Raw genomic sequence first — 10273 nt, 5'->3', positions numbered from 1 at the left:
TCGGAAAAAATCGTACGCTAAGCTAAGGAAGGTCTGAAAAAGCCCCCGCTCGAGAAATGCATCCCAGCAACCATGCGGGTTACAGAGCGGTGATTTCGCGAAACATGGGCTTTTTCAGAGCTTCCTTAGCGTTACGATAAAGCTAGCATGGAAACGATAGGTGCAAGCAAGTTAAGGGTTGCATCGCGCATGTCAATCTAGGCTATACCTCAACTGGGCGTCAGTCGGCTCACTGGCATCGCGTCAGACTAGGGCCGCTTTCTGCATTATCTGACGCCTAAACGTCAAACTCTATGGCCTCAACCTGACAGGCCGCATGCTTAGCGTACGATTTTGTCCGTTTTCTCTACCGTCCCCTATATTTACCGATAAGGCATCCGGCAGTTCAACAGACCGGGAAGGGCTGGATTTGCTGAGGATGAAGGTGGAGGAAGGTGATGTCATTCTGGTTAAGAAGCTCGACCGTCTTGGCCGCGACACTGCCGATATGATCCAACTGATAAAGGAATTTGACGCTCAGGGCGTGGCAGTCCGGTTCATTGATGACGGGATCAGTACCGACGGTGATATGGGGCAAATGGTGGTCACCATCCTGTCGGCTGTGGCACAGGCTGAACGCCGGAGGATCCTAGAACGCACGAATGAGGGCCGACAGGAAGCAAAGCTGAAAGGAATCAAATTTGGCCGCAGGCGTACCGTGGACAGGAACGTCGTGCTGACGCTTCATCAGAAGGGCACTGGTGCAACGGAAATTGCTCATCAGCTCAGTATTGCCCGCTCCACGGTTTATAAAATTCTTGAAGACGAAAGGGCCTCGTGATACGCCTATTTTTATAGGTTAATGTCATGATAATAATGGTTTCTTAGACGTCAGGTGGCACTTTTCGGGGAAATGTGCGCGGAACCCCTATTTGTTTATTTTTCTAAATACATTCAAATATGTATCCGCTCATGAGACAATAACCCTGGTAAATGCTTCAATAATATTGAAAAAGGAAGAGTATGAGTATTCAACATTTTCGTGTCGCCCTTATTCCCTTTTTTGCGGCATTTTGCCTTCCTGTTTTTGCTCACCCAGAAACGCTGGTGAAAGTAAAAGATGCTGAAGATCAGTTGGGTGCACGAGTGGGTTACATCGAACTGGATCTCAACAGCGGTAAGATCCTTGAGAGTTTTCGCCCCGAAGAACGTTTTCCAATGATGAGCACTTTTAAAGTTCTGCTATGTGGTGCGGTATTATCCCGTGTTGACGCCGGGCAAGAGCAACTCGGTCGCCGCATACACTATTCTCAGAATGACTTGGTTGAGTACTCACCAGTCACAGAAAAGCATCTTACGGATGGCATGACAGTAAGAGAATTATGCAGTGCTGCCATAACCATGAGTGATAACACTGCTGCCAACTTACTTCTGACAACGATCGGAGGACCGAAGGAGCTAACCGCTTTTTTGCACAACATGGGGGATCATGTAACTCGCCTTGATCGTTGGGAACCGGAGCTGAATGAAGCCATACCAAACGACGAGCGTGACACCACGATGCCTGCAGCAATGGCAACAACGTTGCGCAAACTATTAACTGGCGAACTACTTACTCTAGCTTCCCGGCAACAATTAATAGACTGGATGGAGGCGGATAAAGTTGCAGGACCACTTCTGCGCTCGGCCCTTCCGGCTGGCTGGTTTATTGCTGATAAATCTGGAGCCGGTGAGCGTGGGTCTCGCGGTATCATTGCAGCACTGGGGCCAGATGGTAAGCCCTCCCGTATCGTAGTTATCTACACGACGGGGAGTCAGGCAACTATGGATGAACGAAATAGACAGATCGCTGAGATAGGTGCCTCACTGATTAAGCATTGGTAACTGTCAGACCAAGTTTACTCATATATACTTTAGATTGATTTAAAACTTCATTTTTAATTTAAAAGGATCTAGGTGAAGATCCTTTTTGATAATCTCATGACCAAAATCCCTTAACGTGAGTTTTCGTTCCACTGAGCGTCAGACCCCTGGATCAATATCCTTCATGGTGTGGTATCCAACAACAAGAACGAAAACTGCAGGCATACAAAATGCGCCCAGGGTACTCCAGCCATGTTTCTTGGGGTGGGTAACTGCGTAGTTCTCAACGATAGCGGTTAATGTGGCGAGATCAGCTGTCGCTTGATTGTGTTCTGCGGTAGTTAAAATCTTTGTCATAACGCCCTCCGTGTTTAGCTATACATGAGTTTAGCTAAACAAAAAGGTAATGACAAGAAATGAGTAAAAAAAAACCGGCTTAGCCGGTTTATTTTATGATGCTCACCATCATCAATATGACTGCCAACAGGCACAGTAAACGACATTTCCTGTAATGCCGACTTCCATACGTAGCCAGGGCGCGTATCGCCGCGTTCTTGCTCTTTAAGGGTTCGGCAAAGCTGTCGTTCGGGGCCAGACCAGGAGTAAGAGCAGACACAAAAAGGAAAATCAGGGAATACCTGTATTCACCGGCTAATGCAAAGAGAACAGCCTGCAAGAAGGTGATCACTCCCCACGTCAGGAACACATAAAATTGTCTCTGCAAAAGAAACCGACATACAGCATTACCTACAATAAACCTTCTGAGTCTGAATGAAGTTCCGGCCAAAGCTAACCTCCTTTATTCTTTTCCTGATATGCGTAAATCATTTTTTGGTACGTACTGACAGGAATATTTGTGATCACGCCATCGCAATTGATTTTATTGACATTTTCATTAAAAGAACCATTGAAGGCATTTTCTTCAATCATCCTGCAGCTGGATAGCTTCTCGCCATATTTCACGTCTTCATCGTTGTAAGTTGGTAACAGAAACACTGTGATTAAACTAGCAATAAATACAACCAATATCACCAGACTCTCAGTAAGAAACCGATCCTTACCCCACTTGCGATAACGCCACATTAACCAAATTACAATGATAAGCGAAATCAAAAAGCCGACGCTGATAGCTCCCACAAACGGCTTCAAAACACCTGCATAAATCATTTTGTGTCCCCAGCATAAATGACAGCTGATTAGTATTACGGCGCTTTGGGCTTCCATGTAGCCATAATGTAAGTCAGGGCTGCCAGTACAAAGAAACTGATCACAAACGGCCAGGCTGCAGCAAACGGGCCATCACTCCATTTAAACATCATTTTGAAAAACTGAATGACAACGTTCGCGATCAGCAGGAAGCGAACAGGAATCCATAGAATGACCAGCACCATGTACACCGCACCAATGACTCCATGCATGATATTACGCATGGCGCTCCCTGATGTTTGACCGGCAGCATTCTCGACCGGCTGGCCCTGCTGCGGTTTACTGTCCTCTTGACGAGGAAATTTAACGACATTGGTCATACTGGCCTCCTGCTGGATTCAGACACTGAACCGGTTAGCTAGTGTCCTCTGCGATGAAGCGTTAATGTTGGCTGGCATACGCGCCGAACAGCAAGCTCCATGATTTCTTTACTGATACGTTGATTTTCTTCTGGCGTAAGACATTCAGCACAAATTTGGCCTAATTCAGCCTTTAATGAATTTGCACCAAAAACGCTATGTTTAAGCATGGTGAGACTGCAGCCGCAACGCTTGCAGTGGGTATGGATAAGTGTATTTTTCATCGGAATTCTCCGGCTGCTGACCTGAGTGATTTACCCGGCCTTCACAAATATTATAGGACATTTTGTCCTATCCTGCAATTTTAGCGGCTAAAATTCTTTTCACACCTTCCAGATTTTACCCAATCCGGCATATTCAACCAGGATAGCCCAGGCCGAAAAAGGAATGGGGGTATCTCCCCCAATCCAGCGCCTGACGGTTCGACTGTCTTTCAGTCCGGTCAGTGTGGCTGCTTTGCTTCCTGTTAGCTCTGCTATCTGCATCAAAGTACGAATTTCTTCTGGCGTCGGACAAACCCATCCCGCACCAAAGGGTAAAAAACATTCTGACCTGATTGAGACAGGGTAGGGTTTAGTTTGCATTCACGATTCACCTGTTTTGTTGTCTTCCAGTAATTTCAGTTGATCAACATTGTAAAAAGTACGAACGCAAGTAGGGTCAAAATCCACTACCTGAGTTCCGCGACGGTTGATTCTATAACGTATAGGCTTATCTTCATGCGCCTCCACGCATCCTGAATCGTATATCGTAACGATTTTTACAATAGTGCCAATATTTTTAGCAAACACCGGATGATGCACACTCACGATTTCACATCGAGCACCAACGTAAAATTCCTTGTAGCGCTCAACGGTAATCATCCTATCTTTGTATTCTTTGGGACGTTCCTTTGCCAGCTGCTTGCGCCGTTCGCTTTCGGCCCTCATAGCTTCTCTTTCAGCCTCCCGTTCTCTCTGCATAACAGCTGTAATGCGTTCCTGGGCTGCTACAGCCCATTTACGGGCGATAAATGCTTTAGAGGCGGGTAATAACGCCTCAACCCTAACAAAGCCGTCAGGGAGCGTTAGAGGCGTTCTGTCAGGGGGAGGCGAAAGGGATTTTAACCAATCAGGCAAAGGCTCAGATGCCAGCCTGTCACGGGAATCAGCAGCGATAAAAGCAGGTTTCTTTCTGGCGTCAATCAGGCTTTGAAATACGCGGGATACATGTGCATCAACGGTTTCTCCAGGTCTGACTTCTGAAAGCCTAACAAAATGCGAACGATACCCTGTTTCGGATACAAAGGGTGCGCCTAAATCAACGGCATGAAACGAGGTGGAAAGATACCCCATCATACATCCGGCTTCGACCTTAACCCTTGCTCGCATACCACTGAAACTTTCGATGATAAAATCACCGTGCTGGCCCCACATAGGAACGCTACCGTCATCAGCACGGCAATATTCACTGATAACATGAGCCGCTTCATGTTCACCGGCATTACACCCAAAGAAGGTTTTACCGTTCATTTTCCAGATACAGGCTTCAAACCGGTACACAGCATCATGACGCTGTTGCAGATCACCGGTCATACAGGCTTTATTCAAATCAATTAGCGCTGAGTACGCCGCGTCCAGAATGCGATGGTCGTCCGGCAGCTGCTGCGCAATGGCTTCCATTTGCTGATCGCGAGAGTCATCGCCAGGATAATGTTTGGACATATTAAACCCCTGAAAAATCCCCTGCAGAGCAGGGGATAAAGACTCACTTAATCGATGGCCGCACGGAACTGCGCATATTCTTGATGCCCGCTGGCGTAATCAAACAGCTGATGATAATAAGCACTGCATCTTTCTGAAAATGGCAGATTAGAATTAGCAAGCTGGGCCAGCACAAAACTGGTTGCCACCATACCTGCAGCTTCTGCGCTTAACAAACCGTCAAAGTAATTACCCTGGACAGAAATACGGTAATGTTCACGGCTGTTTGGTGCCATAAAATAACCACCATTTGAAAGTTCATAAAAATCCCACTCACCACCATCATAATGGGCTTCAATTTTATCCAGCGCACTACTTAAATATTGGCTTTTATTTTCAGGACTTAATTTACGCATCCACTTATAAGTGTGATTTTCCACCAAAAGCCAGTATTGGCCGAAGAATTTCGGCATAAACATCAGGCGTTCTTCATAATCTGTAAGTTTACGAGCAGTAACGATAACTTCATTATTCATCGGAGTTCTCCGGTAGTTGACCTGAGTGACTTACCCGGCCTTCACAAATAGTATAGGACATTTTGTCCTATACCTCAACACTTAATAAAACCATTTTTATTGCTTATATCAAAACTGCTTACTTATTCATCAAGCCCCCACTTGCTAAGGAAACGGGCTATTTCTGGTACGCGTAGAACGTCAATATTGTATTCCTTAGCAAGTCTCAGCATTGTATCTGCATCTATCGCATCACCACCGACAAGGCGCTTGACGAGATCGTTAAAGTATTCAGCCATTGCATCATTGTCGCTCTCGTTAAGAGGGTGTTCGGATTGATTCGAATACTCATAAACTAACTTATAAACTGTTGGGCCAATTTTATTTGTCATCATATTTCCTTTTTATCTAAGAGCTGAATAAATTTAAGAAGGCCCGCTATGCGGGCCAGTTTGCAAATCAGTTTTTAATGAAGCGCTGCAGCTGCTGCTTAAAATTATATTCAAAGTCCGGTTCAAAATCCCATGCGCGCCAGATAAGAAGATTGGTATCAGCCTCGCGAATTTCTACCTGGTGATCGTCGTACTTAGTAACGTTAGCAACCTTAACAGTTACAGTATCGACAAGGGGAGGGAGGTTCTTAAGTACATCTTTCATCGGAGTTCTCCGGTAATTGACCTGAGTGACTTACCCGGCCTTCACAAACATTATAGGACATTTTGTCCTATAATGTGAAGTGTTTTATTCTATTTCCCGACAAATTCTGAATACAGCAACCACCCAATAACAATGATACATGCAATATCAAAAAATAGAGAACAGTATAAATAAATACCTTCTGCTTTAATAAATTTTGTGAAGTGTGAATTAAACAAATCAGCACTTATATTCTCTTTGAGATCTTTATTCATTTTCTTGGCGTCAATCATTGCGTGAATTGACTTTATTAAATTGTGAAAACTTGCAAGTAATGAAAAAGTAAACACAAACAAATATAAATCCTTTTTTGTCCCCACCTCAAGCAGATAATAAATAAATGATGCAATAATCAAAACAAAGAAAACGGCAGATACTATTGACTGGATAATGCAGCGTTTTCTGTCCCATTTTATAAAACTTAAAAATGGTTCCTTCTTCCAGACCTCTTCTTCATTATCATCATTTCCAGGTAGATCATACTTACCATCTAAAACTTTCTTTAAAAATTGACTACGCTTGATGAAATTCATCATTACCGCAAAAGTTATATACGACAAAGCGGCAACAATCATTCCAAAGTGAAGTAACGGGAATGTCGTAAATACCGTTTCAAAATGCGCATTATCATTCATATAAGTTCCTTCTTATTTTCCAAAACAACCCAACACTTCGCACCATCATACTCGTTACCACCTTCGGCAATAAAAATATGCTCACTGGAATCAATAGCTATTGCACCAGGTCTTTCATGTTGAGGGTCACGCAGACAGTTTTTCCAGCCGTAAACCGCATCATTCCAGATAAGCACTATGCCGCTATCGGCATGTTCCGGGTTCTGTAATCGCCAGCTCCGGGCTATTTCTACGTAATTGATCATCAACCTGCCTCCGCGAGCAGATCCTGAATAGGGCGGAAATGGTTATTCGCTATAATATTTCGGCTCTCCCAACGGTCATGAGCGGCCTGCAGGTTAATCCAGAAATCTTCATCAGTCTGGAACAATACGGCCAGCTGTGAGGCTTCTGCTACGCTGATACGGCGGCTGTTATTGATTATCTGGCCGATAACTTTACGGGACACACCCATTACCAGCGCCAGCTCTGCCTGGGTGATGTTCAGCGGCTTTAAAAACTCTTCTGACAGCATTTCGCCTACAGTGGTTGGTTCTGCGGTGATCGTATCCATATTCCCCCCTAGCGGTACTTATGTGGATCGAGATAAATGTCGTAAGCATGGCCATCGCGCCAGCGAAAGATTAGACGCCACTGAATGCTCACCCTAATGCTTGACCATCCAGCGAGATTACCCTGCAAGCGTTCATAATTGTTACCGGGCGGCGAGAACAATGATTTTTCACTGCTGGCAGCGGCCAGAAGAGACAGCTTACGGCGAAGCGGCTTTTCAATGATGGCCGGTATCTTTGCGCTCCGTGTCCCATGCACGTAGAACGTTGCAAGCTCACCGTTCTGGCCGTCCTTAAAGCTACCAATCATTCCAGCGCTCCATCATAGTATTGAGTGTTCATTATATCATCAAATACGGTCCATGCAACCAAAATGGAACATGAAGCCACCAATTTAGAACATTCGAAAAATGATCCAATTTCGCATAACGATCCTAAGACGATCCCTTTAAAGCCCTTCTTTCTGGCGTAAACCCTCCGGTTCTGTAGCGCATTCAGTATTTCGAAGTGTGCCTGGTATCTCTAGCGAGTATCTATGCCCGGCAAAGGTACTTTGCCGAGAGCGAAGCGGCCTATGCTCGCGTAGCGAGTGAGTTATTAAGTAGTTACATCATCCGTTAAGGTTTCTGCTTTGGGCCTTTTAAGGCCCGGAGCAGAAATCCTTTAACGGCCAGATGCTTTGCACGTTGGTTAGTGGGACTGCGCCAGAGATTTATCTCTGGCAGAGCGAAGCGGCCTAAGCTCGCGAAGCGAGTGAGTCATTTTGGTTTGGGGTGAAGACCGCTTGCGGTCGAGGGGCTTGCCCCTGGGGGGGGAGGCCGCTTGCGGCCGGGAGGGATTGAGAAGGGGGGTTTCCCCCTTCGGGGGCGTCGTTAGACGCGGTTAAAAATAAGGTTATGTTTTTATTGGTTAAAATTGGTTAGAGGATCGGTTAAGGATCAGGTTAAAGATCTGGTTAGAGGGCTGTGGAAAAGGCGTTTAACGTATTGAATTTTATAATAAATTTCATCCACAGGCGTACCTCATATGTCATAAAAGCGTACCTCAAATGTCATAATGGCGTACCTTATATGTCGTTAAAGCGTACCTCAAATGTCATGAAAGCGTACCTCAAATGTCGCCAACACGTACCTCATATGTCGTTAAAGCGTACCTCATATGTCGTGATAATTCCGGGTTAATAACACACTTATCCACAGATTCCGTGGATAAAATACACAAGTTCAATTACCAGAATGAGCTAAACACGACCTAAACTTTTTTTTGCTGATAAATTGTGCAGCTAAACTTTTTGAGCGTACCTCATATGTCATAATGCGTACCTCAAATGTCATGAACATCACTCTCCGTCGCCTTCACCGTCTTTCCCGTCAGGAGCTTTGATCGGCTCAGGATTGGACCGTTGGCAACCAACTAATGAACCATTGACGAAGGCGTTATAAACCAATCCGCTTTCATTAAGTTCATCACAAGCCTTACTAACCTGTTGTTTCCACTTACGTGGCGTAGATGTTTCAGAACCGCACATAAGACGAAACGTTTCCAGTTTCATTGGATACGGATCACGGTGGGAACTGAAATAGTCAAACAAGCGGCGGGCAGTGGGAGACAGTTTTCGGTACTTTTCCCAAACAAACTTTGAATAATGTCCATCAGCAAAAAGAAGAATCATTTCTTTATCAATGATTACTTCGCATTGTGAAGAACGCTTTCCCCTATCTAACACTTTAAAACGACCTATCAACGAAACCGAATCCAGCTGGCCGATACGATCAGAGATAAACTGCATTGCAGTAGCCTGTAACCGAGTTAAGCATTCTTCTGCCTTTTCGATGTAACGGCCATTATAAGACCAACCAAGATCCTGGCAGAGTTCATAGAAACTAAACGTAATTGGAGCACCTATAGGTTTTCTCTTGGCGTACTCCAGAACCTGCTGCCAGACCAGTTCGTCGTCATCGGCACGCAGTTCAAGCCCGGTATAGGTGATACGGATGTCTTTATTAATGTGATAGATTTCTTTCTTCTGCAGTGCTTCTCGCGGCTGGCGTTTGTTTTTGACTGTAAAAAGCGCTGAACGGGCATAATCGTTCGGCAAGGCTCTCATAGAGTCCGGCCAAGGCGCTATATCAAAAAGCGAAAGTTGATTAGAAGAGTTTTTCTTTTCTACTGATTTGGTGCGCTGTGCCTGTGCAGCTTTTTTTAGCTGTTCAAGTTGAGCGTCTTTTTCTTCTTTAGTCATAAATGCCTCGCCGCTTTGACAGCGCATTGAGAAAAGGCCCTCATCGGGCCTTCCATTCTATACCATCTTGCCCCATCAATCAGTTTTCATTACCTGCAGCTGCGGGACTGCTTGCCGGGGATTTTGTATTTAAATACTGGATATTCTCAGCAATGTAATCGATGCCATACACTTTTTGGCCGTTCGATTCATACTGAGTGTTACGCATAGAACCTTCTACAAAAACCTGCGAACCTTTCCCCAGGAACTTTGCAGCGTTTTCTGCAGCCTTACCCCATACCTTGATACGGAAAAAGTCGGTATATTCCTTGACTTCACCGCTTTCCTGTTCTTTATAGCTCCCGTTAACCGCTATATCGAAAATTGCGATCGGTGTGCTTTTTGCTGTATACCGTAACTCTGTGTCTTTTGTTAGATTTCCGATAAACTGAAAACGATTAAGATTTTTCATATGCAGATCTCTATCTCTGTGACTAGGGAATATAGAGTTTAGCTAAACAATTTGATTCGGTCAACATTTTAGCCGCTAAAATTTACATCGAGGC

General features: G+C 44.8%; 17 protein-coding genes. 2 read left to right on the top strand and 15 right to left on the bottom strand.

The features are described from left to right. The first annotated feature begins 316 nt into the window (after positions 1-316). Complete coding sequence (locus tag ACLHV9_RS27820; RefSeq protein ID WP_110915625.1) at positions 317-820, top strand: recombinase family protein; 504 nt, start codon at positions 317-319, stop codon at positions 818-820. A gap of 182 nt (positions 821-1002) precedes the next feature. Beyond that, entirely contained in the window at positions 1003-1863 is an 861-nt protein-coding gene (locus ACLHV9_RS27815) for a broad-spectrum class A beta-lactamase TEM-1 (protein ID WP_000027057.1), read from the top strand. Positions 1864-2001: 138 nt separating this feature from the next. Here ACLHV9_RS27815 and ACLHV9_RS27810 read toward each other — a convergent pair whose 3' ends face one another. The 15 genes from ACLHV9_RS27810 to ACLHV9_RS27740 form a co-directional block, all read right to left on the bottom strand. Next, on the bottom strand, positions 2002-2199 hold the full coding sequence (locus ACLHV9_RS27810) for a hypothetical protein (protein ID WP_223178557.1): 198 nt from the start codon (positions 2197-2199) through the stop codon (positions 2002-2004). 432 nt (positions 2200-2631) lie between these two features. After that, positions 2632-3009, bottom strand: a complete 378-nt coding sequence (locus ACLHV9_RS27805; RefSeq protein WP_109885684.1) for a hypothetical protein — start codon at positions 3007-3009, stop codon at positions 2632-2634. A 35-nt stretch (positions 3010-3044) separates the two neighbouring features. Continuing rightward, positions 3045-3368 carry a KleE stable inheritance protein gene (gene kleE / locus ACLHV9_RS27800; protein WP_023363192.1) on the bottom strand — a complete coding sequence of 108 codons (324 nt, stop codon included), beginning with the start codon at positions 3366-3368 and terminating at the stop codon, positions 3045-3047. A 38-nt stretch (positions 3369-3406) separates the two neighbouring features. After that, positions 3407-3631 carry a DUF2688 domain-containing protein gene (locus ACLHV9_RS27795; RefSeq protein ID WP_003019687.1) on the bottom strand — a complete coding sequence of 75 codons (225 nt, stop codon included), beginning with the start codon at positions 3629-3631 and terminating at the stop codon, positions 3407-3409. Positions 3632-3730: 99 nt separating this feature from the next. Next, positions 3731-3991, bottom strand: a complete 261-nt coding sequence (locus ACLHV9_RS27790) for a KorC protein (protein WP_003019685.1) — start codon at positions 3989-3991, stop codon at positions 3731-3733. Next, entirely contained in the window at positions 3992-5110 is a 1119-nt protein-coding gene (locus ACLHV9_RS27785; protein WP_071443965.1) for a protein klcB, read from the bottom strand. A gap of 47 nt (positions 5111-5157) precedes the next feature. Next, positions 5158-5625, bottom strand: a complete 468-nt coding sequence (locus ACLHV9_RS27780) for an antirestriction protein (RefSeq protein ID WP_109885683.1) — start codon at positions 5623-5625, stop codon at positions 5158-5160. A gap of 122 nt (positions 5626-5747) precedes the next feature. Beyond that, complete coding sequence (locus ACLHV9_RS27775) at positions 5748-5996, bottom strand: DUF2543 family protein (protein WP_162618405.1); 249 nt, start codon at positions 5994-5996, stop codon at positions 5748-5750. A gap of 67 nt (positions 5997-6063) precedes the next feature. Next, complete coding sequence (locus ACLHV9_RS27770; RefSeq protein ID WP_024252921.1) at positions 6064-6261, bottom strand: DUF905 family protein; 198 nt, start codon at positions 6259-6261, stop codon at positions 6064-6066. A gap of 89 nt (positions 6262-6350) precedes the next feature. Next, positions 6351-6935 (bottom strand): hypothetical protein, encoded by a 585-nt coding sequence (locus ACLHV9_RS27765; RefSeq protein WP_094334518.1) that lies wholly within the window; start codon positions 6933-6935, stop codon positions 6351-6353. Next, positions 6932-7180: a hypothetical protein gene (locus ACLHV9_RS27760; RefSeq protein ID WP_039696244.1), complete on the bottom strand. Its 249-nt coding sequence runs from the start codon at positions 7178-7180 to the stop codon at positions 6932-6934. The genes ACLHV9_RS27765 and ACLHV9_RS27760 overlap by 4 nt, the downstream gene beginning before the upstream one ends. Next, positions 7180-7488 carry a HigA family addiction module antitoxin gene (locus ACLHV9_RS27755; RefSeq protein ID WP_003019666.1) on the bottom strand — a complete coding sequence of 103 codons (309 nt, stop codon included), beginning with the start codon at positions 7486-7488 and terminating at the stop codon, positions 7180-7182. Before ACLHV9_RS27755 ends, ACLHV9_RS27760 begins: the two co-directional genes overlap by 1 nt. 8 nt (positions 7489-7496) lie before the next feature. Then, positions 7497-7796, bottom strand: coding sequence for a type II toxin-antitoxin system RelE/ParE family toxin (locus ACLHV9_RS27750; protein WP_109885658.1), 300 nt, complete (start codon positions 7794-7796; stop codon positions 7497-7499). Between the two features lie 1029 nt (positions 7797-8825). Then, positions 8826-9728: a plasmid replication initiator TrfA gene (gene trfA / locus ACLHV9_RS27745; RefSeq protein ID WP_044076637.1), complete on the bottom strand. Its 903-nt coding sequence runs from the start codon at positions 9726-9728 to the stop codon at positions 8826-8828. Between the two features lie 79 nt (positions 9729-9807). Continuing rightward, positions 9808-10179 carry a single-stranded DNA-binding protein gene (locus ACLHV9_RS27740; RefSeq protein WP_004196205.1) on the bottom strand — a complete coding sequence of 124 codons (372 nt, stop codon included), beginning with the start codon at positions 10177-10179 and terminating at the stop codon, positions 9808-9810. Between the last annotated feature and the right edge of the window lie 94 nt (positions 10180-10273).

The organism is Enterobacter sp. CPE_E890, from assembly GCF_046521475.1.
GTDB classification, from domain to species: domain Bacteria; phylum Pseudomonadota; class Gammaproteobacteria; order Enterobacterales; family Enterobacteriaceae; genus Enterobacter; species Enterobacter adelaidei.
The sequence above is the reverse complement of the archived record's forward strand: the minus strand, read 5'-3'. Positions and strand labels throughout refer to the sequence as shown.

Bases quoted from the DNA above. Each gene is read 5' to 3' on its own strand.
- ACLHV9_RS27790 (WP_003019685.1), bottom strand. From the start codon at position 3,991: ATGCAAACTAAACCCTACCCTGTCTCAATCAGGTCAGAATGTTTTTTA.
- ACLHV9_RS27740 (WP_004196205.1), bottom strand. From the start codon at position 10,179: ATGAAAAATCTTAATCGTTTTCAGTTTATCGGAAATCTAACAAAAGAC.
- ACLHV9_RS27755 (WP_003019666.1), bottom strand. From the start codon at position 7,488: ATGGATACGATCACCGCAGAACCAACCACTGTAGGCGAAATGCTGTCA.
- ACLHV9_RS27780 (WP_109885683.1), bottom strand. From the start codon at position 5,625: ATGAATAATGAAGTTATCGTTACTGCTCGTAAACTTACAGATTATGAA.
- ACLHV9_RS27815 (WP_000027057.1), top strand. From the start codon at position 1,003: ATGAGTATTCAACATTTTCGTGTCGCCCTTATTCCCTTTTTTGCGGCA.
- ACLHV9_RS27750 (WP_109885658.1), bottom strand. From the start codon at position 7,796: ATGATTGGTAGCTTTAAGGACGGCCAGAACGGTGAGCTTGCAACGTTC.
- ACLHV9_RS27770 (WP_024252921.1), bottom strand. From the start codon at position 6,261: ATGAAAGATGTACTTAAGAACCTCCCTCCCCTTGTCGATACTGTAACT.
- ACLHV9_RS27765 (WP_094334518.1), bottom strand. From the start codon at position 6,935: ATGAATGATAATGCGCATTTTGAAACGGTATTTACGACATTCCCGTTA.
- ACLHV9_RS27785 (WP_071443965.1), bottom strand. From the start codon at position 5,110: ATGTCCAAACATTATCCTGGCGATGACTCTCGCGATCAGCAAATGGAA.
- ACLHV9_RS27775 (WP_162618405.1), bottom strand. From the start codon at position 5,996: ATGACAAATAAAATTGGCCCAACAGTTTATAAGTTAGTTTATGAGTAT.
- trfA (WP_044076637.1), bottom strand. From the start codon at position 9,728: ATGACTAAAGAAGAAAAAGACGCTCAACTTGAACAGCTAAAAAAAGCT.
- ACLHV9_RS27795 (WP_003019687.1), bottom strand. From the start codon at position 3,631: ATGAAAAATACACTTATCCATACCCACTGCAAGCGTTGCGGCTGCAGT.
- kleE (WP_023363192.1), bottom strand. From the start codon at position 3,368: ATGACCAATGTCGTTAAATTTCCTCGTCAAGAGGACAGTAAACCGCAG.
- ACLHV9_RS27820 (WP_110915625.1), top strand. From the start codon at position 317: ATGCTTAGCGTACGATTTTGTCCGTTTTCTCTACCGTCCCCTATATTT.
- ACLHV9_RS27810 (WP_223178557.1), bottom strand. From the start codon at position 2,199: ATGACAAAGATTTTAACTACCGCAGAACACAATCAAGCGACAGCTGAT.
- ACLHV9_RS27805 (WP_109885684.1), bottom strand. From the start codon at position 3,009: ATGATTTATGCAGGTGTTTTGAAGCCGTTTGTGGGAGCTATCAGCGTC.
- ACLHV9_RS27760 (WP_039696244.1), bottom strand. From the start codon at position 7,180: ATGATCAATTACGTAGAAATAGCCCGGAGCTGGCGATTACAGAACCCG.